The 21,780-nt window shown below is 66.6% G+C and carries 26 protein-coding genes; 21 read left to right on the forward strand and 5 right to left on the reverse strand.

Annotated features, from left to right (window positions below; all coding sequences use genetic code 11):
- The first annotated feature begins 24 nt into the window (after positions 1 to 24).
- Positions 25 to 1,182: a GGDEF domain-containing protein gene (locus CAL22_RS09820; protein WP_244193829.1), complete on the forward strand. Its 1,158-nt coding sequence runs from the start codon at positions 25 to 27 to the stop codon at positions 1,180 to 1,182.
- Here CAL22_RS09820 and smpB read toward each other — a convergent pair.
- Entirely contained in the window at positions 1,179 to 1,640 is a 462-nt protein-coding gene (smpB, locus tag CAL22_RS09825) for an SsrA-binding protein SmpB (RefSeq protein ID WP_005013871.1), read from the reverse strand. The two genes, CAL22_RS09820 and smpB, sit on opposite strands and share 4 nt — an antisense overlap.
- A 65-nt stretch (positions 1,641 to 1,705) precedes the next feature.
- Between smpB and CAL22_RS09830 the strand changes: the two genes are divergently transcribed.
- The 6 genes from CAL22_RS09830 to CAL22_RS09855 all read left to right on the forward strand — a co-directional run bounded on the left by CAL22_RS09830 (position 1,706) and on the right by CAL22_RS09855 (position 6,708).
- The gene (locus CAL22_RS09830; protein ID WP_005013870.1) at positions 1,706 to 2,140 is read left to right on the forward strand and encodes a type II toxin-antitoxin system RatA family toxin; all 435 of its coding nucleotides are present in this window, start codon (positions 1,706 to 1,708) and stop codon (positions 2,138 to 2,140) included.
- A complete protein-coding gene (locus CAL22_RS09835) occupies positions 2,130 to 2,462 on the forward strand; it encodes an RnfH family protein (RefSeq protein WP_094812645.1) in 333 nt (110 codons plus the stop codon). The genes CAL22_RS09830 and CAL22_RS09835 overlap by 11 nt, the downstream gene beginning before the upstream one ends.
- Before the next feature lie 164 nt (positions 2,463 to 2,626).
- A complete protein-coding gene (locus CAL22_RS09840; protein ID WP_094812647.1) occupies positions 2,627 to 3,781 on the forward strand; it encodes an acyl-CoA dehydrogenase family protein in 1,155 nt (384 codons plus the stop codon).
- Positions 3,778 to 4,953: an enoyl-CoA hydratase/isomerase family protein gene (locus CAL22_RS09845; protein WP_094812649.1), complete on the forward strand. Its 1,176-nt coding sequence runs from the start codon at positions 3,778 to 3,780 to the stop codon at positions 4,951 to 4,953. Before CAL22_RS09840 ends, CAL22_RS09845 begins: the two co-directional genes overlap by 4 nt.
- 43 nt (positions 4,954 to 4,996) lie before the next feature.
- On the forward strand, positions 4,997 to 5,887 hold the full coding sequence (gene mmsB / locus CAL22_RS09850) for a 3-hydroxyisobutyrate dehydrogenase (protein WP_094812651.1): 891 nt from the start codon (positions 4,997 to 4,999) through the stop codon (positions 5,885 to 5,887).
- A gap of 131 nt (positions 5,888 to 6,018) precedes the next feature.
- Positions 6,019 to 6,708: a VIT1/CCC1 transporter family protein gene (locus CAL22_RS09855; RefSeq protein WP_094812653.1), complete on the forward strand. Its 690-nt coding sequence runs from the start codon at positions 6,019 to 6,021 to the stop codon at positions 6,706 to 6,708.
- A gap of 18 nt (positions 6,709 to 6,726) precedes the next feature.
- Here the strand turns inward: CAL22_RS09855 and CAL22_RS09860 are convergent, their stop codons facing one another.
- Positions 6,727 to 7,701, reverse strand: coding sequence for a YgfZ/GcvT domain-containing protein (locus CAL22_RS09860; RefSeq protein ID WP_094812655.1), 975 nt, complete (start codon positions 7,699 to 7,701; stop codon positions 6,727 to 6,729).
- A 132-nt stretch (positions 7,702 to 7,833) separates the two neighbouring features.
- Here CAL22_RS09860 and mltG point away from each other — a divergent pair, with 132 nt between their 5' ends.
- From mltG to CAL22_RS09930, 14 genes are all read left to right on the forward strand, one after another.
- On the forward strand, positions 7,834 to 8,850 hold the full coding sequence (gene mltG / locus CAL22_RS09865; RefSeq protein WP_094812657.1) for an endolytic transglycosylase MltG: 1,017 nt from the start codon (positions 7,834 to 7,836) through the stop codon (positions 8,848 to 8,850).
- The gene (tmk, locus tag CAL22_RS09870) at positions 8,850 to 9,473 is read left to right on the forward strand and encodes a dTMP kinase (RefSeq protein ID WP_094812659.1); all 624 of its coding nucleotides are present in this window, start codon (positions 8,850 to 8,852) and stop codon (positions 9,471 to 9,473) included. The genes mltG and tmk overlap by 1 nt, the downstream gene beginning before the upstream one ends.
- Entirely contained in the window at positions 9,470 to 10,525 is a 1,056-nt protein-coding gene (gene holB, locus CAL22_RS09875; RefSeq protein ID WP_094812661.1) for a DNA polymerase III subunit delta', read from the forward strand. Before tmk ends, holB begins: the two co-directional genes overlap by 4 nt.
- Before the next feature lie 19 nt (positions 10,526 to 10,544).
- On the forward strand, positions 10,545 to 11,315 hold the full coding sequence (locus CAL22_RS09880) for a TatD family hydrolase (RefSeq protein WP_094812663.1): 771 nt from the start codon (positions 10,545 to 10,547) through the stop codon (positions 11,313 to 11,315).
- 54 nt (positions 11,316 to 11,369) lie between these two features.
- On the forward strand, positions 11,370 to 12,161 hold the full coding sequence (locus CAL22_RS09885) for an ankyrin repeat domain-containing protein (protein ID WP_094813577.1): 792 nt from the start codon (positions 11,370 to 11,372) through the stop codon (positions 12,159 to 12,161).
- A gap of 194 nt (positions 12,162 to 12,355) precedes the next feature.
- A complete protein-coding gene (locus CAL22_RS09890) occupies positions 12,356 to 13,090 on the forward strand; it encodes an IclR family transcriptional regulator (protein ID WP_094812665.1) in 735 nt (244 codons plus the stop codon).
- Positions 13,091 to 13,125: 35 nt separating this feature from the next.
- Entirely contained in the window at positions 13,126 to 13,869 is a 744-nt protein-coding gene (locus CAL22_RS09895; protein WP_094812667.1) for a transporter substrate-binding domain-containing protein, read from the forward strand.
- Complete coding sequence (locus tag CAL22_RS09900; protein ID WP_094812669.1) at positions 13,866 to 14,534, forward strand: amino acid ABC transporter permease; 669 nt, start codon at positions 13,866 to 13,868, stop codon at positions 14,532 to 14,534. The genes CAL22_RS09895 and CAL22_RS09900 overlap by 4 nt, the downstream gene beginning before the upstream one ends.
- Positions 14,531 to 15,295: an amino acid ABC transporter ATP-binding protein gene (locus CAL22_RS09905; RefSeq protein ID WP_094812671.1), complete on the forward strand. Its 765-nt coding sequence runs from the start codon at positions 14,531 to 14,533 to the stop codon at positions 15,293 to 15,295. Before CAL22_RS09900 ends, CAL22_RS09905 begins: the two co-directional genes overlap by 4 nt.
- On the forward strand, positions 15,292 to 16,239 hold the full coding sequence (hutG, locus tag CAL22_RS09910; protein ID WP_094812673.1) for a formimidoylglutamase: 948 nt from the start codon (positions 15,292 to 15,294) through the stop codon (positions 16,237 to 16,239). The genes CAL22_RS09905 and hutG overlap by 4 nt, the downstream gene beginning before the upstream one ends.
- Before the next feature lie 98 nt (positions 16,240 to 16,337).
- Positions 16,338 to 17,054, forward strand: a complete 717-nt coding sequence (locus CAL22_RS09915) for a ribonuclease activity regulator RraA (protein ID WP_094812675.1) — start codon at positions 16,338 to 16,340, stop codon at positions 17,052 to 17,054.
- A 210-nt stretch (positions 17,055 to 17,264) separates the two neighbouring features.
- Complete coding sequence (locus CAL22_RS09920; protein WP_094812677.1) at positions 17,265 to 18,554, forward strand: Glu/Leu/Phe/Val family dehydrogenase; 1,290 nt, start codon at positions 17,265 to 17,267, stop codon at positions 18,552 to 18,554.
- A 160-nt stretch (positions 18,555 to 18,714) separates the two neighbouring features.
- Complete coding sequence (locus CAL22_RS09925; protein ID WP_094812679.1) at positions 18,715 to 19,278, forward strand: chromate transporter; 564 nt, start codon at positions 18,715 to 18,717, stop codon at positions 19,276 to 19,278.
- Position 19,279: 1 nt separating this feature from the next.
- On the forward strand, positions 19,280 to 19,825 hold the full coding sequence (locus CAL22_RS09930) for a chromate transporter (RefSeq protein WP_094812681.1): 546 nt from the start codon (positions 19,280 to 19,282) through the stop codon (positions 19,823 to 19,825).
- 22 nt (positions 19,826 to 19,847) lie between these two features.
- Here CAL22_RS09930 and CAL22_RS09935 read toward each other — a convergent pair whose 3' ends face one another.
- From CAL22_RS09935 to CAL22_RS21210, 3 genes are read right to left on the reverse strand one after another with little or no spacing between them, the layout of a single operon-like run.
- Positions 19,848 to 20,672: an RsiV family protein gene (locus CAL22_RS09935; RefSeq protein WP_094812683.1), complete on the reverse strand. Its 825-nt coding sequence runs from the start codon at positions 20,670 to 20,672 to the stop codon at positions 19,848 to 19,850.
- A gap of 50 nt (positions 20,673 to 20,722) precedes the next feature.
- Positions 20,723 to 21,499, reverse strand: coding sequence for a lipoate--protein ligase family protein (locus CAL22_RS09940; RefSeq protein WP_094812685.1), 777 nt, complete (start codon positions 21,497 to 21,499; stop codon positions 20,723 to 20,725).
- Positions 21,496 to 21,771, reverse strand: a complete 276-nt coding sequence (locus tag CAL22_RS21210) for a biotin--protein ligase (RefSeq protein WP_094812687.1) — start codon at positions 21,769 to 21,771, stop codon at positions 21,496 to 21,498. Before CAL22_RS21210 ends, CAL22_RS09940 begins: the two co-directional genes overlap by 4 nt.
- Positions 21,772 to 21,780 lie beyond the last annotated feature (9 nt).

The following is a 21,780-nucleotide window of genomic DNA, read 5'->3' on the forward strand; positions in this document are numbered from 1 at the left end:
GCCGCGCGCCACCGGTAACCTGCCATGCTAGCCCCGACCACTTTGCTGCTGATGACCGCGCTGGCGTCGCTGATCGGGCTATGCGTGCTGGGCTCGCTGTGGCGCAGCGGCATGCCGGGCATACGCGAGGCCATGAGCGGCCACGTGACCACCATCCTGGCCATGCTGCTCATGGCCCAGCAGGGCTGGGCGCCGCCGTGGCTGGGGGTGCTGCTGGCCAATCTGCTGTATGCGCTGGGCGGCGGCCTGTTCGTCTTCGGTGTGCGGCGCTTTCTGGGGCAGGGCATTTCCTGGCCGCTCATGTCGTGGGCCTTGTGTGCCTTCGTCGCGGCCATGGTGGTCTACACCTATGTCACGCCGGATGTCGGCGCGCGCATCGTGCTGGCCTCGCTGATCTACACGGTCTTGCTCATGCTGCTGGCGTGGTCGCTGTGGCGTGCGCGCGGCGTGCGCTTTGCCTACGGGCATGTTTTCATGCTGGCGCTGGCCTGGACCGGCATCGTCGGCCATGCGACCCGGCTGGTGATCTACGCCCTGGGGCTGGATGCGGTGCCCAGCCTGCTCACGCCTACGCGGCTCAATATCGTATTTCTGTCCCTGGGGGTGGTCGTCATGCCCAGCCTGACGCTGGGTCTGATCATGATGATCCACGACCGGATGTTGCTGGAGCGGGAGCGGGAAGCCAATACCGACTTCCTGACAGGGGTGCTGTCACGCAAAGCCTGGTCGAAGACGGCGCTGCAGATGGGCGAGCGGGCGCGCGCCGAGGGCAGGCCCATGGCCCTGCTGTTGCTGGACATCGATCATTTCAAGCAGGTCAACGACACCATGGGTCACGCCGCGGGGGACGCGGTGCTGCGGCATTTCGCCGTGGTGGCGGGTTCCATGCTGCGCCCGGGCGACGCGCTGGGGCGCCTGGGCGGCGAGGAGTTCATGGCCGCCATGCCGGATCTGAGCGTGCAAGAGGCTCAGGCGCTGGCCGCGCGCATGCTGGCGTTGCTGAACACCATGCCTTGCCAATACGGTGACAGGCAGTTGCGCTATACCTTCAGCGGCGGCGTGGCCAGTTGGGACGGCGCCGAGAGCCTGGCGCTGGCAATGGAGCGCGCCGATCGCGCGCTGTACCGCGCCAAGGCAGGCGGGCGCAGCCGCGTGGATCTGGCCTACTCCGAGGCGGCTTAATCGTCGCGGCGGCGCGTGTCGTGCTTCATGACACGCTCGCGCTCGCGCTCCCAGTCTTTTTCGCGGGCGGTGTCGCGCTTGTCGTAGAGTTTTTTGCCGCGGCCCAGGGCAAAGTCCAGCTTGATGCGGCCATTTTTGTAATGCAGGTTCAAGGGCACGAGCGTGAAGCCGCGCTGCTCGACCTTGCCGATCAGTTTGTGGATCTCCTCGGCCTTGAGCAGCAGCTTGCGCGTGCGCACGGCATCGGGGTGGATGTGGGTCGAAGCCGTGGCCAGGGGGCTGACATGCATGCCGAGCAGGTAAAGTTCGCCATCGCGCACGATGACGTAACTCTCCTTGAGCTGGACGCGGCCGGCACGAATGGCCTTGACCTCCCAGCCTTGCAGCACGATGCCGGCCTCGTAGCGGTCTTCGATGAAATAGTCGTGCGTGGCCTTGCGATTATCGATAATGCTCATAGACGCAATGAATGGGGCGCGCGATGCCGGTAAAATCCGATCATTCTAGCGATTTGCGATAGGCGATGCACAAAGTACAACGCTCCGTCCTGGTTCCCTACAGCGCGGCCCAGATGTTCGACCTGGTTGCCGCAGTGGAGAAGTACCCTGAATTCATGCCGTGGTGCGGCGGCACCGAGGTGCAGTCGCGCAGCGAGCACGGCATGCAGGCTTCCGTTCTGATCAGCTTTGCCGGGATGAAGCAGCGTTTTACCACGCGCAACACCCACGACTACCCTAACCGCATCGATCTGGAGCTGGTCGACGGGCCTTTTTCCAGTCTGGTGGGCCATTGGGTGTTCCAGCCGCTGGCCGAGGATGCCTGCAAAGTGCTGTTCACCCTGGAGTACGCGTTTTCCAATCGCGCGCTCGAAATGGTCGTCGGGCCGGTATTCAACCGCATCGCGACCAGTTTCATCGAGTCGTTCACCAAGCGGGCGCAGCAGGTTTATGGCGAATGAGCTGCGCGTCACCGTCTGCCATGCGCGCGATGACGCCATCTGGCTGCGTGAACTGACGCTGCCTGCGGGTTCGACCCTGGAGGATGCGCTGACCGCCAGCGGATTCCGCCAGGCGTTTCCCGAGGTCGATCCCTGGCAGGAGGGCGTGGGCATCTATGGGCAGCGCGCCCAGGCGCACACGGTGCTTGCCCAGGGCGATCGGGTGGAGATCTACCGGGCGCTCAGTTTCGATCCCAAAGAATCGCGCCGGCGGCGCGCCGAACATCGGCGCGCAAGGCTGAGCAAAACGGGCGCCCGCCCGCGTCCGGCAGGGCTGCTCTAGGCCCGGCAGGGCGCCGCCGCGCGCCCGTCCTCTCCGTGTTTCCTCCAGCCTGGCAAGTCTTGCCGGCGATTTACGTTTACGTTAACGTCATGCCAAGCCGAGGGCACCGGTCTTGCTGACTGGCGCGACCGCAGACGGATCACAACAACTTGAGGAGACAGCCGGTGGATCTTGAACTCACCGAGGAGCAGCGCGCATTTGCTCAGGCCGCGCGCGATTATGCGCAAGGCGAGCTCGCGCCGCATGCGGCGCATTGGGACGCGGAGGGCATTTTCCCGCGCGAGGCCTTTGCCCGTGCCGGCGAGATGGGGTTTTGCGCCATCTACGCCAGCGAGGACATTGGCGGCTTGGGCCTGCCCCGGCTCGACGCCACGCTGGTATTCGAGGAAATGGCCGCCGTGGATCCGTCTACCACGGCGTTTCTGACGATCCACAACATGGCCACCTGGATGGTGGGCAAGTGGGGCAGCGACACGGTGCGCCAGGAGTGGGGTGAGGCCCTGGCCAGCGGCCGGAAGCTGGCCTCCTATTGCCTGACCGAACCCAATGCGGGCTCGGATGCGGCGTCGCTGGTCACGCGCGCCGAGCGCGTGGGCGGCGACTTCGTGCTCAATGGCGCCAAGGCTTTCATCTCCGGCGGCGGCGACACGGATTTGCTGGTGGTCATGGCGCGCACCGGCGCGGCGGGCCCGGCAGGCGTCTCCGCATTCGCGGTGCCGGCCGACGCCGCCGGCATCAGTTACGGCCGCAAGGAAGAGAAAATGGGCTGGAACAGCCAGTCCACCCGGCCCATCAGCTTTGAAAACGTGCGCGTGCCGGCGGGCAATCTGCTGGGCGCCGAGGGCGAGGGTTTCAAGATCGCCATGAAGGGCTTGGACGGCGGGCGCATCAATATCGGCACCTGCTCGGTGGGTGCGGCGCAGGGCGCGCTGGACGCGGCACGCCGCTACATGGACGAGCGGCGGCAGTTCAATCGCAAGCTGTCGGAGTTTCAGGCTCTGCAATTCAAGCTGGCCGATATGGCCACCCATCTGGTGGCGGCGCGGCAGATGGTGCGGCTGGCGGCCTGCAAACTGGATAATGGTTCGGCGGACGCGGGCACCTATTGCGCCATGGCCAAGCGTTTTGCCACCGATATGGGGTTTCAGATCTGCCTGGATGCCCAGCAGATCCACGGCGGGTACGGCTATTTGCGGGACTACCCGTTGGAGCGCCTGGTGCGCGATACTCGAGTGCACCAGATCCTGGAGGGCACCAACGAGATCATGCGTGTGATCGTGGCCCGCCAGTTGCTGGAAAAGGGAGCCGACATTCGATGAGCAACGTTGTCCTGTTTGAAGAGCGGATTGCCGACAATGGCGCGCGGCTGGGCGTGGCCACGCTCAATACGCCGCAGACGCTCAATGGTCTGTCGCTGGAGATGGTCGACCTGCTGGATGCGCAATTGCGCGCCTGGGCGCGTGATCCGGCGGTGGCCATGGTGATATTGCAAGGCGCCGGCGGCAAGGCGTTTTGCGCCGGGGGCGACCTGCATGGCCTGTATGCCAGCATGCTCGAGCACAAGGGGCAGGGGCCCTGGGCCAATACCTATGCGCGCGATTTTTTCGGGCGCGAATACCGCCTGGATTACCGCATTCACACCTATCCCAAGCCCATTCTCTGCTGGGGCAGCGGCATTGTGATGGGCGGAGGCGTGGGCCTGATGATGGGCGCCAGCCACCGCGTGGTCAGCGAGACCTCGCGCGTGGCCATGCCCGAAATCACGATCGGCCTGTTTCCGGACGTGGGCGGCAGCTGGTTGCTTAACCGCATGCCGGGCCGCGCCGGGCTCTTTCTGGCCCTGACCGGCGCCAACTTGAATGCATCGGATGCCATTCATGCGGGGATGGCGGATTTCCGGCTGGACGCGGGGGATTGGCCGGCATTTTGCGAGGCCTTGCTGCATCAACCCTGGGCCAGCCAGCCCGGCGGTCCCGGCAGCGGCAACCTGGCGCCTCGGTCGATCAATGACGGCCTGCTGCGCCAGGCGCTGTTGGCGCACGAGCCCGCCGCGCCGCTGGAACCGGGCCCGCTGCGGCAACATGCTTTTCTGGTCAATAGCGTGTGCGGCAGCAACCGCGTGGACGAGGTCTACGAAGAAATCGCCAGCCTGAAAGACCATGCCGATCCGTGGCTGGCGCGCGCGGCCAAAACCCTGCTGGCCGGCGCGCCCGGCTCGGCGCGCCTGGCGTTCACGCTGCTGCAGCGCACGCGCCTGCGTTCCCTGGCCGATGTATTCCGCTGCGAGTATGTAGCCGCCCTGGCCTGCGTGGCCGAGGGCGATTTCCAAGAGGGGATACGGGCGCTGCTGGTCGACAAGGACAAGCAGCCGCGCTGGGATCCGGCATCGCTGGCTCAGGCCGACGAGGCCTGGGTGCAGCGCTTTTTCGACGAACCATGGCCCGCGGGTACGCCCCATCCGCTGGCCGATCTGGGACCCGGCTTCGCTTGAGCCGGCCCTTTCATAACGAAACCACAGGCAGGAGACAGGCATCATGAGCAGCATTGCATTTATCGGTCTGGGCAATATGGGCGCGCCGATGGCGCTGAATCTGGTCAAGGCCGGGCATCAGGTCGTGGTCTATGACCTCGTCGCCGAGGCCGTCGGCAAGCTTACCGAGGCGGGCGCGCGCGCCGCTTCCAGCGCGGACGCCGCCGTCGAAGGCGCCGAGATCGTGATCACCATGCTGCCGGCCAGCAAGCACGTCGAAGGGCTCTATCTGGAGCGGGATCTGCTGGGCAAGATCAAGACCGGGGCCCTGGTCATCGACTGCAGCACGATCGCGCCGGATGCGTCGCGCAAGGTGGCCGCGGCCGCGCTGGCGCGCGGGCTGGAGATGGTCGATGCGCCCGTGTCGGGGGGCACGGGCGGGGCGGTGGCCGGGACGCTGACCTTCATCGTGGGCGGCACGTCGGCCGCGCTCGAGCGCGCCCGTCCCGTGCTGGAGAAAATGGGCAAGAACATTTTCCACGCCGGCGAGTCCGGCGCGGGGCAGGTCGCCAAGATCTGCAACAACATGCTCCTGGGCATTCTGATGGCCGGCACCTCGGAGGCCCTGGCGCTGGGGGTATCCAATGGGCTGGACCCCAAAGTGCTGTCCGACATCATCGCCAAGAGCTCGGGCCGCAATTGGGCCACCGAGCTGTACAACCCCTGGCCCGGCGTGATGGAGCATGCGCCGGCTTCCAAGGGCTATGCGGGCGGATTTGGCGTGGACCTGATGCTCAAGGATCTGGGCCTGGCAGCCGAATCGGCGCTGGTGTCGCGCGCTTCGATTCCGCTGGGCGAGCTGGCGCGCAACCTGTACAGCCTGCACAGCAACGGCGGCAGCGGCAAGCTGGATTTCTCCAGCATCGTCAACCTCTACGCCAGCGATCGCGAGTGAACCCGCGCCGCACATGATCTCGGCGCACCGGGGACAGGCCAGGGCCGACGCCCCGGGCGCGCCCGCCACCGCCCGCTCGCGGGCGGTGCAGTCGCGGTCTATACTCGCCTGGCCCTGAGTCTGGAGTGCGCATGCCCGCTGCCGAACATCATCGTATCTTTCGCGCCAATTGGCTGCGCGCCGCGGTGCTGGGCGCCAATGACGGCATCGTCTCCACGGCAAGCTTGATCACCGGTGTGGCCGCCGCGCAGGCCTCCCATGCCATGATTCTGACTTCCGGCATCGCGGCGCTGGTGGCTGGCGCGTTGTCGATGGCGGCCGGCGAGTACGTCTCGGTTCATTCGCAAGCCGACATCGAGGCGGCCGATCTGCGCATCGAGCAGCGCTCGCTCAAGCTCAATTCCGCGCAGGAATTGCAGGAACTCACCCATATCTATATCGAGCGCGGCGTCGAGCCGGGCATGGCGCAAGCCGTGGCCCAGCAATTGACCCGCCACAACGCGTTGGACGCCCATGCCCGCGACGAGCTGGGTATTTCGCTTTACAACCGGGCGCGGCCCGTGCAGGCCGCGCTGGCTTCGGCGGCCGCCTTCGCCAGTGGCGCGGCCTTGCCCTTGCTGGTGGCGGCGCTGTCGCCCATGGCGATGTTGATTCCGGCCGTCACGAGCGCCTCGCTGGTGGGGCTGGCGGTGCTGGGCGCCATCGCCGCCCGGGCCGGCGGCGCGCCCATGGGGCGCGCCGCCTTGCGCGTGACGCTGTTGGGTGCGGCCGCCATGGCCCTGACGGCAGGGGTGGGGGCGCTGTTCAATGTGTCGGTCTGAGCGCGGCGCGGGCCGGCATCAGGCCGGTTCGATGGCGTAGGGCAGATCCACCAGGGTGATGGCGGGCCCGTCGGGCGCGCCCAGGCGCAATTGATTGGCCGGCAAGGCGGCCAGGGTGGTCTCGAACAGCAGGCTGGCCGCGTCGCCGGCGTGCGCGGCGTCGATGACCCGGCCCACCGGCTCGCCCGCCGCCGAGGCGTCGTAGATGTCCACGCCGGCCGCAGGCACGGGCAAGGCCGTGACGCCGTGCGCCATGCGGCGCTTGACCGTGCCGCGATAGTGGCTGCGGGCGACGACTTCCTGTCCGGGATAACAGCCTTTGGTAAAGCTGACGCCGCCGATCAGTTCGAGATTGACGGTTTGCGGAATGAACAGATCCTGGGTGGCGGCCGCGATCCACGGCAGGCCGGCGGCCAGATCGGCGGCGCGCCAGCTGTCTTCGTCGCCCAGGCCGAGCAGGGCAGCCAGGGCCGCGCCGTGGCTGTCGAGCTGCTGGGCGTCGGCGATCCACCACCAGCGCAGACCCGCGCCTGGCGCGGCGATCCAGGTGCCGCTGGGCAGCTCGGCGCGCGCCCAGGCCGTGCGGGGCAGCTCCCCGCCCGCGGCCTGCGACAGGGCATCGCATTGGGCCGGTTCGGCCATCACGCCGGCCACCGCGCGCTCGGCCAGGCTGATCTTGACCTTGGCGCGCAGCACGAACATCGACAGGCGCTTGGCCAGCGCCTCGGCCAGATCGGCACGCACGAGCGCCTGCACGGCGTCGGCGCCGTCGCGCCACAGGACCAGGGTGGCAAGCAGGCGGCCCTTGGCCGTGCAGTAACCGGCGAAGCGGGCGCCGTCGGCGGGCAGGCCGGTGACATCCTGCGTCAATTGGCCGTGCAGAAAACTCAGGGCATCGGCGCCGGCGGCAACGAGAACGCGCAGCCCCGGCAGCGGGGCAAAGCGCGGCGAACCTTCAGGACGGGAGACGATCGAATCGGTCAGTGGGTGCATGACTGAGGCTGGCGTGGCGAGCGGGTTGTGCAAACTTCTCATGATACCCGTGCGCGGGCGGCGGCTGCGATAAGCCCGCAAGCCCGGCAGGGCCGGCGTGGGGGGCCACGATCCATTAAACTGCGCACTCTTATGAAAAAACGCTTTGGTTTCTATTTTCTAATGCTCCTGCTGGTGGCGGCGCTGGCCCTTGCCGGCGCGGTGGCGGGCGCTTGGTACTGGATGAACCAGCCCTTGCGGCTGGCATCGGACCGGGTCGACTTCGTCGTGGATCCGGGCGCCACGCCGCGCGCGATTGCGCGCGCGCTCAACGCGGCCGGCGTACCCGTCTGGGAGCCGGGCTTTGTCTGGATGGCGCGGCTGTCGGAGCGCGACAAGCAGATCAAGGCCGGGGGCTATCAGGCCATCAACGGCGACAGCCCCTGGCTGTTGCTCGAGCGGCTGGCGCGAGGCGATATGTCGCAGCGGCAGGTGACGTTTCTCGAAGGCTGGACCTTCCGCCAGATCCGCGCGGCGCTGCGCGAGCATCCCGACGTCAAGCAGACCCTGGGCGAGGTCAGCGATGAAGCCCTGATGGAGCGGCTGGGCGCGGACATCAAGCAACCGGAGGGGATGTTTTTCCCGGACACGTATGTGTTTACGCCCGGCAGCACCGATTACGACATCCTGCGCCGCGCCTACCAGGAAGGGCAGCGCGTGCTGGCCTCGGCCTGGCTCAAGCGCGACCCCGATCTGCCCATGGCCACGCCCTACGAGGCCTTGATCATGGCCTCCATCATCGAGAAGGAGACCGGCCACGGACCGGAGCGGGCGCGCATCTCCGGCGTGTTCGCCAACCGCTTGCGCCTGGGCATGCTGCTGCAGACCGACCCGACCGTGATCTACGGCATGGGCGAGAACTACCAGGGCCGTATCCGCCGGCGCGATCTGCAAGCCGACACGCCCTGGAACACCTACACCCGGCCGGGCCTGCCGCCCACGCCGATCGCCGCGGCCGGACGCGCGGCGCTGGATGCCGCCGTCCAGCCGGAAAAACACAAATTCCTCTATTTCGTCTCCCGCGGTAATGGCACGAGCGAGTTCTCGGCCAATCTGTCGGAGCACAATCGCAATGTATCCCGCTTCATCCTGGGACAAGGGCAGAATTGATGACAGGACGCTTCATCACGCTGGAAGGTGTGGACGGTGCCGGCAAAAGCAGCCACACCGCCTGGCTGGTCGACACCTTGCGCCAACGCGGGCTGGACGTCGTGGCCACGCGCGAACCGGGCGGCACGCCGCTGGGCGAGCGCCTGCGCGAACTGGTGCTCAATGAAGACATGGGTCTGGACACCGAGACGCTGATCATGTTTGCCGCGCGCAGCGAGCATCTGCGCCAGGTGATCGCGCCGGCGCTGGCGCGGGGGGCCTGGGTCGTGTGCGACCGCTACACGGATGCGACCTACGCTTATCAGGGCGGCGGGCGCGAACTGGGCGCGGCGCGCGTGGCCGAGCTCGAGCAATGGCTGCGGCCGGCGCTGCGGCCCGACCTGACCTGGCTTTTCGATGTGCCGCTGGCGGTGGCCCGCGCGCGCATGGCCGGTGAGCGCCAGCTCGACCGTTTCGAGCAGGAAGCCGAGGCTTTCTTCGAGCGCACGCGTCAGGCTTACCACGCACGCGCGGCCGCCGAACCCGGCCGCATCCACATCATCGATGCCAGCCAGACGCTCGATCAGGTCAGGCTCACCCTGCAGGCCGATCTGCAGCAGTTCGTGGCGCGGCAACAGGCATGAGTCTGGCTCAGTTCGCACCCTGGCATCTGGAAACGGCCCGCGCCTGGTTGGGCCAGCGCGAGCGCTTTGCCCATGCCTGGCTGATTCATGGCACGGCAGGCATCGGCAAGCTGGATTTCGCGGCCGCGGCCGCGGCCAGTCTGCTGTGCGAGGCGCCGCGCCAGGGGCTGGCGTGCGGGGCCTGTCCCGCCTGCGCCTGGGTCGCTTCGGGCAATCACCCCGATCTGCGCCGCATCCGTCCGGATGCGCTGGCGCTGGAGGAGGGCGCCGAGGCCGCTGAAGCCGCCGAAGAGGGCGCCGAACCCGCTGCCGGCACGGGCAGCAAGAAAGCCCCTTCCAAGGAGATCCGGATCGATCAGATCCGCAGCCTGGAATCCTGGTTCAACACCGCGACCCATCGCGGCGGCTGGCGCGTGGCGCTCATCTATCCAGCCCAGGCTCTCAATACGGTGGCGGCCAACGCCTTGCTCAAAGTGCTCGAAGAGCCGCCTGCCAACACGGTGTTTCTGATGGTGGCCGACGCGCCGGACCGCTTGCTGCCCACCCTGGTGTCGCGCTGCCGCCGTTTGCCGCTGGCGATGCCGGATGCAGCCACGGCGCTGGCCTGGCTGCAGGCGCAGGACGTGGCCCAGGCGGCGGACTGGCTGGCCGCCGCCGGGGGCGCCCCGCTGGCCGCGCGCCGTCTGGCCGCACAGGCCGACAGCCCGGTACCCGCGTGGCTGAGCAGCCTGGCGCAAACCCTGGCAGCCGCACGCGCGACCGACGTCGGCACGCTGGCCGAAGCGCTGGAGAAATTGCCAGCCGCCGAATGGCTGGACACGCTGCAGCGCTTTTTTACCGATCTGAATCTGGCGGCCCACGGGGCGGCCGTGCGTTACTACCCCAGCCTGGCGCAGGCCACGGAGGCGACGGCCCGCCGCGCGCAGCCGGCGCAATTGGCCGAAACCGGCCGCTGGATCACTCGCCAGCGCGCGCTGGCCGGGCACCCCCTGAATGCCAAACTCTTTGCCCACGCCGCCTTGCAACGCGTGGTGCTATCCTGCCAAGGCTAGGCTATCTGCCTGATTCCCCATGTACGTCGATTCCCATTGCCATTTGAATTTCCCTGAGCTGGCCGCCGACTTGCCGGCGGTGCTCGAGCGCATGGCCGCCAACCAGGTCACGCATGCGCTGGTGGTCAGCGTCAATATGCCGGAATGGCCCGGTCTGATGGATCTGGTCCGTCCGCAGCGCCATTTGTGGGCGTCGGTCGGCGTGCATCCCGACTATGAGGACACGCCCGATCCCACGGCCGAGGAGTTGGTGCGCCTGGCGCAGGATCCCAAGGTCGTCGCCATTGGCGAGACCGGACTGGACTACTATCGTTTGAGCGAGCCGCTGGATTGGCAGCGCGAGCGCTTCCGGCGCCATATCCGCGCCGCCCGCGGCGCTGGCTTGCCGCTTATCATCCACACCCGCAATTCAGCCGAGGACACGGTGCGCATTCTCAAGGAAGAGGGCGCGGCGGAAGTCGGCGGGGTGATGCACTGTTTTACCGAGAGCTGGGAAATCGCCCAGGCCGCGCTCGACCTGAATTTCCACATTTCGCTGTCGGGCATCGTCACGTTCAAGAATGCCGCGATCGTGCATGAAGTGGCGCGCAACATGCCGTTGGATCGTCTGCTGATCGAGACCGACTCGCCGTATCTGGCGCCCGTGCCTTACCGGGGTAAGCTTAACGATCCATCCAAAGTGATCCATGTGGCCGAGAAGATCGCCGAGCTGCAGGGTCGCACCGTGGCCGAGGTGGCGCAGGCGTCGACGGAAAATTTCTTTAAGCTTTTCAGTAAGATAGAGAGATAACTGAAAGTATATTCTCGTTTACACAAGGAGCGTGGCATGCGGGTGAGGATCAAGATGTCCGCGGCGGCGGCGGCCGGGCTGCTGGCCCTGACGCTGGCCAGCCATCCGGTGTCGGCCCAACAGGTCGAGGTGCCGCAGAATTGGTGGTTCTATGTGCACAATGATAGGCCCGCCGAACTCAAGACCTTGCTCGGCCAGGGCGCGGACCCCAATGTGCGCTTCAAGAATGGCCAGCCGGCCATCATGCGCGCGGTGGTCGACGGCGCCTGGGGCGTGTTCGACGTTTTGGCCGCAGACCGGCGCACCGACGTCAACATTGAGAATCCCGCCGGCGAGACGCCTTTGATGTATCTGGCGCTGGCCGGGCAGACCGAGCGGGCGCGCAAACTGATCGCCCGTGGCGCCCAGGTCAACCGTCTGGGCTGGACGCCCTTGCACTACGCGGCCTCCAAAGGGCAGGTCGACACCGCCAAGCTGCTGCTGGCCAAGGGCGCGATGGTCAATGCACCCTCATCAGAAGGGCGCACTCCGCTCATGATGGCCGGCTATTCCGGCAATCGCGACATGGTGCAATTGCTGCTTAATGCCGGCGCGGATCCCACCACGCAGGATCTCAAGGGCCAGACCGCATCGGATTGGGCGCTGGCGGGCAAATGGGGCACGCTGTCGCAGGAGTTGCAACGCATCGCGGAGAAAGCCTGGCAGGCGCGCGAGGCGCAGCGCGGCGCGCCCGGCGCCGGCGCGGCCGTGGAGCCCGCGCCGGCCGCTGCCCCGTCCGTGCCCGATCCCGAGCCGGCTGGCGAGGTGCGCGGCGTCTCAGGCGTGCGGCTCAATTCTTACGAGTAAGGCCGCCGCCGCTTGGCGGCGCCGCCACACCTACCGCCCCGTCAGGGGCTTTTTTTTCGTCTGCATGCTCAAATTTCAGGAAATCTGACTGGGGTTTTCCCTTGTCATTCTCAACAAATGGGAATGTTGAATTTGTATTTTGAGAAAAATCGCTAATCTGTCGGCATTGAGTATCTGTCTGAGAGACGGCTTTGATGCAGGAACAGATTGCGGGCGGTGCCGACCGGGTGCTGTATGTGCTGGCGACCTTGGCGCGCCATGAGAGCCCGCTGACCATCGCCGCGCTGGCCGAACAGACGGGCCTGGCCCAGAGCACCCTCTACCGGCAGATCGCCTTGCTCAAGCGCTGGGGTTTCGTGCTGGAGCAGGCTGGCGCGTATGGGCCGGGTCCGGCCTGTGTGCAATTGGCGCGCGGTTTCGATCAATCGTCCTTCCTGATCCAGGAGTCCCAGGACGACATGGCGCGGCTGGCCGCCGAGTCCGGCGAAAGCGTGGGCCTGCTGGTCGCGGTCAAGGACCAGGCCGTGTGTCTGGACATGGTCGAGAGCCAGCATCCGCTGCGTTGTTCTTTCGTCAAGGGCAAGGGGCTGCCGCTGGTCAAGGGCGCTTCGGCCAAGTCCCTGCTGGCCTTCATGCCGGCCGCGCGCCTGCAGACCCGCCTGGAAGAACTGGGCGCGGCCGGCGCCGACCTGGCCGCGCTGGAGCGCGATCTGCTGACCATACGGCGTCAGGGCTACGCCATGACCGACAGCGAAGTCGATGCCGGGGTCTGGGGCGTGAGTGTCCCGGTGTTCCGCCGCCCCGCCCAAGCCGTGGCCTCGATCACGCTCATGGCGCCGTCGACACGCGCCGCTGCCCGTACCCAATCCCTGGCCGCCATGACCATGGCGGCCGCTGAACGAATTTCCGCCCGACTGGCGGCCCATTAAGCACTACGTACCACCCCCGACCGATAGGACGCACCATGACGACTCGCCGCCAACTGCTTACCGCCGCGCTGACACTGGGTCTGACGCTGAGCTGCTCCAGCTCCTTTGCCGCAGAGACCATCCGCGCCGTGACCGACGCGACTTTCCCGCCGATGGAGTTCGTCAAAGACGGTAAACGCACCGGCTTTGATATCGAACTGGTCGAAGCCCTGGGCCAGGCCATGGGCAAGAAGATCGAGTGGATCGACATTGATTTCAAGGGTCTGATCCCCGCACTGCAGGCCGGCCGCGCCGACATCGCCGTGTCGGCCATTTACATCACCGACGATCGCAAGAAAGTCGTCGACTTCACCGATCCTTACTATGCCGGCGGCCTGGTGGTCGTGACCAAGAAGGACGGCGCGATCAAGAGCGTCAAGGATCTGGACGGCCACAAAGTGTCCGTGCAAGTGGGCACCAAGTCGGTCAACTATCTGCGCGACAACTTCCCCAAGGTGCAGCGCATCGAAGTCGAGAAGAATCAGGAGATGTTCAACCTGGTGCAGATCGGGCGCAGCGACGCGGCCGTCACCGGCAAGCCGGCGGCCAAGCTGTTTGCCCAGAGCACGGCGGACCTGACCGTGCTGGCCGAGCAGGTGACCACCGAGGAATACGGCATCGCCATCCCCAAGAGCAAGCCGGAACTGACCGCCGAAATGAACGCCGCGCTCAAGAAGATCAAGGCTGACGGCACTTACGATCGCCTGGTCAACAAGTGGTTCGAGGCCCCCGCCAAATGACACTGGATTTTTCTCCTGTCTTCGCTGATTTCAGCGCCCTGCTGGATGGGGCGCTGGTCACCGTCGAACTGACGGCGTGCTCCCTGTTGCTGGGCTGTGTGATCGGCCTGCTGGTCGGCGTGGGCCGGCTCAACCCCAAGCACCGCTTCGTCTACAACCTGTGCAGCACTTATCTGCTGTTTTTCCGGGGCACGCCGCTGCTGGTGCAGCTGTTCATCTGGTTCTTCGGCTTGCCGCAGTTCGGCATCGTGCTGCCGGCGTTCGCCTGCGGTGTGCTGGGCCTGGGGATTTACTCCGGTGCTTATGTGTCGGAGATCGTGCGCGGCGCCATCCAGTCGGTGGATCGCGGCCAGACCGAAGCGGCCCGTTCGCTGGGCATGTCCTCCGGGCAGGCGATGCGCATCATCATCCTGCCCCAGGCCGTGGTGCGCATGATTCCGCCGCTGGGCAATGAATTCATCGCCCTGATCAAGAACTCCGCCCTGGTGTCGCTGCTGACGATCCACGATCTGATGCATGAGGGGCAGAAGATCATCAGCGTGTCCTACCGGTCGCTGGAGACCTATCTCGTGATCGCGTTGATGTACCTGGTCCTGACGACGGCCACCACGATGATTCTGCGCAAGATCGAGCAACGCTTGCGCGCCGGAGGAATGGTGCAATGAGCACGCAAGAAATGATCAAGATCCGCGGCCTGCACAAGGCCTTCGGTGACCACGAAGTGCTGCGCGGCATCGATTTCGATATCAAGCCCTCGCAAGTGGTGGTCGTCATCGGCCCCAGCGGCTCGGGCAAGAGCACGCTGCTGCGCTGCTGCAATGGCCTGGAAGTGGCCCAGAAGGGCACGATCGAGATCTGCGGCCATGCCTTGCTGGATCATGGCAAGCAATTGCCCGAGGCCCAATTGAACCGTCTGCGCATGCAGGTGGGCATGGTGTTCCAGTCGTTCAATCTGTTTCCGCATCTGTCGGTGCTGGATAACGTGACGGTCGGCCCGCGCACCTTGCGCGGCCTGGGGCGCCAGGAAGCCGAACAACTGGCGCACGATCTGCTGGCCAAAGTGGGCCTGGCGCACAAAACTACGGCGATGCCAGGCTCCTTGTCGGGCGGGCAGAAGCAGCGCGTGGCGATTGCGCGCGCCTTGGCCATGAAACCCGAAGTCATGCTGTTCGACGAGCCGACGTCGGCGCTGGATCCGGAGCTGGTCGGTGAAGTGCTCCAGGTCATGAAGCTGCTGGCCAAGGAAGGCATGACCATGATGGTGGTCACGCACGAAATGGGTTTCGCCCGCGAGGTGGCCGATGTCGTGGCCGTGATGGACGGCGGCGTGATTCTGGAATCGGGCCCGCCGGAGACCATCTTCAGCAACCCGCGCGAACCGCGCACGCGCGAGTTCCTGCAAGCCGTACTGAGTTCGCAATCATGAGCCAGGCCATCCCCGCGATCTGGCGCGCGCGCGATGACAGCGGCGAGCGCGGTGATACGCGCCGCATGGCGCACATCATCGCCCCGGCCGGCCGCCAGCCGGCGGCGGGCGAAGCCGCCTTGCTGGGCTTTGCCTGCGATGCCGGTGTGCTGCGCAACCAGGGCCGTCCGGGCGCCGCGCAAGGGCCGACGGCCATCCGGCGCATGTTGGCCGGCATCCCCGTGCATGGGCTGGATATCCTGCACGACGCTGGCGATGTCGCCTGCGATGACGGCGATCTGGAAGCGGCCCAGCAGCGCTATGCCGCCGAGGTGGCGCGCTTGCTGGCCGCCGGGGCGCGCACCCTGGCGCTGGGCGGCGGCCACGAAATCGCCTGGGGCAGCTTCATGGGCCTGCGGCAGTGGCTCGACGCCAGCGCGGATGACGGCCCGGTCCTGGTGCTGAACCTGGATGCGCACTTCGACCTGCGCACCGGGCGCCCGGCCAGTTCGGGCACGCCCTTCGATCAGGTGGTCACGCTGTGTGCCGAACGCGGCCTGCCGGTGCAATACGCTTGCCTGGGCGTGTCGCGCCTGAGCAATACGGTGGCGCTGTTCGATCGGGCGCGAGAGGTGGGGGCGTTCTGGGTCGAAGACGTGGACATGCGTGAAGCCGACCTGGCCGCCCGTCTGGCCGATGTCGACCGGCTGGTGGCCCAAGCCCGTCACGTCTACCTGACGGTGGATCTGGACGTGCTGCCTGCCTGCATCATGCCGGGCGTGTCGGCGCCCGCCGCGTATGGCGTGCCGCTTGACGTGATCGAACGCATCGTCACCCGCGTGGCCGCCAGTGGCAAGCTGCGGCTGGCCGATCTGGCCGAGGCCAATCCCGACTTCGACATCGACAATCATGGCGCGCGCGTGGCGGCGCGGCTGGCCTGGCGGATTCTCTCCTGCTGGCGATGACTCAGCGGCGCGTTGGCGTCTGACGCTTTGGTTTCGGCCGGTTTGCGCTTATTGTGTGGACCGGCCCGCGCCTTTTGCGCGGGTGATGGAGATCGCAGATGAATACGCCAGCTCGCGCGCATGCCGGGGACGACGAGGCCTTCAAGGCGCTTGCCGGCATCACCACCGCCACCTTGACCACTGTTCTGCTTAAAAAAGGCCTGCGCAATGTATGGATACGCGGCGCCTTTCCCCTGGCCCCGGGCTTGCCGCGCACGGTAGGCAGGGCCTTTACGGTGCGCTTCATTCCGGCTCGCGAGGACCTGGCCACCCCGGCGTCCTGGAGTTCTCCCAAGTCCACCCGCGCGGCCATCGAGCAGATGCCGGCCGGCTGCATCGCGGTGGTCGATGCGCAGGGCGTGACGGACGCCGGCTTCTGGGGCGACATTCTGTGCGCGCGCATGGCGCATCGTGGGGTGGCGGCGCTGGTCAGCGACGGCGCCGTGCGCGACCTGGCGGGCGTGCTGTCGACCGGCTTGCCGGTGTGGGCCGCCGGCGCGGCCGCGCCGCCCTCGGTGGCCGCGCTCACCTTCGTCGACTGGCAGCAGCCGGTCGGCTGCGGCGGGGTGGCGGTGTTTCCGGACGACGTCATCGTGGCGGATCAGGACGGTGCGGTGGTGATCCCGGCCGCCCTGTTGGCTGAGGTCGTGGCCGAGTCGCTCGAGCAAGAGCGGCTCGAAGGCTGGATCATGCGCGAGGTCGAGCAGGGCGCGGCCTTGCCGGGGCTGTATCCGCCCAACGCCGAGCACAAGGCGCGCTATGAAGCCAGTAAATGAAGCCGGCACAGGCGAGACGCCGGCGGCGTGACGCCAGCCCCAACAAGCGGCCCTCCGGGGCCGCTTTTTTGTTATGGGCGAGGCTTGATCGTGGTGCCCGTCAGACAGGCGATTTATTAATACGTCCCCATTAAATATTTTGAATATATATATGGTGACGTATCAATGTCGCGAGTAGAATTTCGCAAACTCAGTCCGGAGATCGCTTTCATGTCTCAACTCCCCGCTCACGCCTTGCCTTCCTACCTGGATGCCGAACATCTCGGCCCCTGGGGCGTCTACCTGCAACAAGTCGACCGCGTCACGCCCTATCTGGGTTCGCTGGCCCGTTGGGTCGAAACGCTCAAGCGCCCCAAGCGCGCGCTGGTGGTCGATGTGCCCATCGAGCTGGACAACGGCAAGATCGCCCACTTCGAGGGCTATCGTGTGCAGCACAACACCTCGCGCGGCCCCGGCAAAGGCGGTGTGCGCTTTCACCAGGACGTCACGCTGTCCGAAGTGATGGCCCTGGCGGCCTGGATGTCGATCAAGAACGCGGCGGTCAACCTGCCGTACGGCGGCGCCAAGGGCGGTGTACGCCTGGATCCGCGCAATATGTCGCATTCCGAACTCGAGCGCGTCACGCGCCGCTACACCAGCGAGATCGGCGTGATCATCGGGCCGACCAAGGATATTCCCGCGCCTGACGTCAACACCAATGCCCAGACCATGGCCTGGATGATGGACACGTACTCGATGAACGAGGGCGCGACCGCCACCGGCGTGGTGACCGGCAAACCGATCGCCCTGGGCGGCAGCCTGGGCCGGGTGGAAGCCACCGGGCGCGGCGTGTTCGTGGTGGCCTGCGAAGCGGCCCGTGACCGCAACGTGCCGGTGCCGGGAGCCAAGGTCATCGTGCAAGGGTTCGGCAATGTGGGCGGCACCGCAGCGCGCTTGTTCCATGAGGCGGGCGCGCAAGTGATCGCCGCCCAGGATCACACCGGCACGGTGCACAACGGCGCCGGGCTCGATGTGCATAAGTTGCTCGCGCACGTGGCCGCCACGGGCGGGGTGGCGGGTTTCTCCGGCGGCCAGGCCTTGGACAATGCCGAGTTCTGGACCCTGGAAACCGATTTCCTGATTCCCGCGGCCCTGGAGTCCCAGATCACCGAGGCCAACGCCGCCAAGGTGCGGGCCAAGATCGTGGTCGAAGGCGCCAACGGCCCGACCACCCCGCAAGCCGATGACATCCTGCACGACAACGGTGTCTACGTCGTTCCCGACGTGCTGGCCAATGCCGGCGGCGTGACGGTGTCGTACTTTGAGTGGGTGCAGGATTTCTCCAGCTTCTTCTGGAGCGAGGAAGAGATCAACCAGCGCCTCGAGCGCATCATGCGCGAGGCCTATGCCGGCATCGCCCAGGTGGCGCGCGAGCATAAGGTGACCCTGCGCACGGCCGCCTTCATCGTGGCGTGCACGCGCATTCTGCAGGCGCGCCAGGTGCGTGGCCTGTACCCCTGAGCGGGGGCAGACAGGTCGTTGTTACCTGTCCTGCAGATAATCGGGGTTTCCGGCCCCTCCGAAACCGCGCGGCATGCCGCGCGGTTTTTTATTGTCCGTGCGTGCTGCCGGGGCGGCAGGCGGGCGGCCGGCGGACCCCATTTCTGCGAGCACACCCGTCATGGCCCACGACGATACGGCGGCACCGGCACCGACTGCCTGGCGTCTTTTCCTGATTTTCGCGCGCATCGGTCTGACCAGTTTTGGCGGCGGACTCAGCGGCTGGCTGTACCGCGAGTTCGTCCAGGACAGAGGCTGGATGAGCGAAGAGGCGTTTTTCAATGGCCTGGCGCTGTCGCAGGCCTTGCCGGGCGTCAACGTCAAGAACATGGCGATATGGATCGGATACCGCCTGGCTGGCGCGCGCGGCGCGCTGGCCGGTTTCCTGGGCATCATCCTGCCGCCCGCGGTGTTTATTGTCTGCCTGTCCATGGTGATCGCCGAGCTGACCCGGTTTCCCTTGACCCATGTGGCGCTGGCCGGGGCGGCGGCCGCCGCCATCGGTCTGTCCGCCAATATGGCCATCGCCGCGGCAGTGCGGCTGCCGCGCCGGGTCATGCCCTGGATTTTCATGGTGACCACCTTCGTGGCGGTGGGTCTGCTGAACTGGCCGCTGGTGTGGGTGGTCTTGGCCGAGGGGGCCGCCAGTATTGCGCTGGAGTATCGCCGCCTGGGAGGGCGTTGAGATGGACAGAAGCTTGTGGGCGCTGTGGATGGTGTTCGCGCCGCTGTCGCTGGTCACCATCGGAGGCGGGCAGGCGACGCTGGCGGAGATTCAGCGCCAGGTGGTCGATGTCCATCACTGGATGACGGCGCAGCAGTTTCTCAATGCCTTTGCCATCGCGCGGCTCTCGCCCGGCCCGGGGTCGCTGCTGGTGACGCTGATCGGTTGGCAGGTCAGCGGCTTCTGGGGGGCGGTGGTGGCCTCCCTGGCGATCTTCGGCCCGACGGCCTTCCTGATCTATGGGGTGGCTTATCTGTGGCGCCGCCAGCAGGGCGCGCGGTGGCAGCGGGCGCTGGAGGCGGGGCTGCGCCCGGTGGCGGCAGGGATGATTCTGGCCGCGGTGTACGTGCTGCTGACCGCCCTGGAGGGCGGCTGGGCCGCACGCGGGATCACGCTGGCGGCCACCTTGCTCGTGATGCGCACGCGCATCAACCCGCTGTTGCTGGTGTTTGGCGGCGCTGCTGCCCTGGTGCTGCTGCAGGCGATGGGCTGGGGTCCCACCGCCTGAGCCCAGGCTGGCCGCCGCCCGTTCAGGACTTGGTGACCAGCAACTCCGGTTTGACCACGCCGCGCAGTTCGCTCCAGGGCAGCAGCAGTTCCGGTTCGCCGTGGGAGTAAGGGGCGATGGAATAAGCGTCGTACTTGACCACCAGACCATCGCGGGTGACCGCGACGTTGTCGGTTTCCTGGAAGGGCCACATCTTGTCGTAGGCCGCCGGATCGCGCTTGGCGTCTTCGTTGCCGGCCAACCATTTGCGATGGGCCTGTTGCAGCACCTTGACATAGGCCGGGCGGCGGCCGGGGATGAGCAGATCGTCCAGGCGCAGCAGGTGGCCGCCCGCGATCTCCCAATTGAGATAGAGCGTGGCCGGAATGCCGTGGGCCGCGCCGGTGAAGTATTGGTTGGTATGCAGTTCGACGGCGATCACGCCCTGGGCCACGTCTTTGACATTGGCTTTGAAAAAGGTGTTGTCGCGCCCCTGGGCGTTGCGCCAGAAATACTGGGTGTATTCGGTCAGGTTGTTGTATTGGCCGCGCAACTTGCTGTCCACGCCGGTCAGGCTGGCCAGGATGTGGTCGACCGCCTGAGTCAGTTTGGGGATGTCGGGAAACGCCACGCTGTCGATTTCGATGGCGGGGCATTCGCCGGTGCAGCCCGGTTTGACGCCTTTCCATTCGATGTGTTGAGTCTTGACGTCGCCGATGTTGGCGCTGCCGGTCGCTTGCGGCGCGCCGCCGGCCGGCAGGCTGATATTGGCGGGCGGCGCGCTGCTGCAGGCAGCCAGCAGGGCGAGGCCTAGGCAGGCGGCCAGCCGGGGGGCCGACCGGGCAAAGCGGATGGGGATCTGGGGCATAGGGCCTCCTTCGTGCAAAACACCCGGCGCGCGCGAGGCGCGCCCCGGGCTCAAGGTACGAGTGTCAACCACTCCTGGGTGGCGAATTTTTCGTCGACCTGTTGCTGGGCCGCCGCCACGGTGCTGGCGGCCAGCGCCACGGGCTCGAGCGGCGCCATGGCCGCGAAAGTCTGCAGCATGCGTTCGATGATGGCTTCGCGCGCCAGGCCGGTCTGGCTGCGCAAGGGGTCGACCCGCTTCTTCGCGCTGGTCGTTCCCTTGTCGGACAGCTTCTCACGCCCGATACGCAAGACTTCGACCATCTTGTCGGCATCGATGTCATAGGACATCGTGACGTGATGCAGCACGGCCTTGCTGCGCCGTGCCTGGGCCGCGCCGCCTATCTTGCCGCCCTCGGAGGCGATGTCGTTGAGCGGTTGATACCAGGCTTTGATACCCAGGTCGTGCAAGGCTTTGATGACCCAGGAGTCCAGAAAGGCGTACGACTCCTGGAAACTCATGCCAGCAACAAACTCCTGCGGCACCGACAGCGAATAAGTAATGGAATTGCCGGGCTCGATGAACATCGCGCCGCCGCCGCTGACGCGTCGCACCACGGATACGCCGTGGCGCTGCGCGCCGTCGGCATCGACTTCATTGCGCAGGGATTGGAAGCGGCCGATGACCACGGCCGGCGCGGCCCATTCCCAGATGCGCAGCGTGGGCGGACGCAGGCCGGCGCCGACTTCGTCGGTGATGACGGCATCCAGGGCCATGTGCAGCAGGGGTTGCTGAGGCGCTTCGTGCACCAGCTGCCAGCGGTAGTCCTTCCAGTCGGGGCGGCTCATGCGAGCGCCCTGCGCACGACGACGGCCACCGCTTCGGGCGAAAAGCCGAACAGTTCGGCGTCGGCCGGCAGCGCCTGCCGCACGGCTTGCGCCAGCTGAGCCTCGTCGGCGTCGGCCGGCAGGCCGGTCAGGGCGCGGTTGATGCAGGCCAGCGCTTCCGGGGGCTCCAGGAAGAAGTCGCCGCTGATACGGACTTCGGTGAGCAGGCCGTGGCCGATCGCCACATCGGCGACCACCAGTTTGCCGCCCGGGACTTTGTATTCGCCATGCATGGGGGCGGA

It is taken from the genome of Bordetella genomosp. 12 (genome assembly GCF_002261355.1).
In the GTDB taxonomy this organism is placed as follows: domain Bacteria; phylum Pseudomonadota; class Gammaproteobacteria; order Burkholderiales; family Burkholderiaceae_B; genus Bordetella.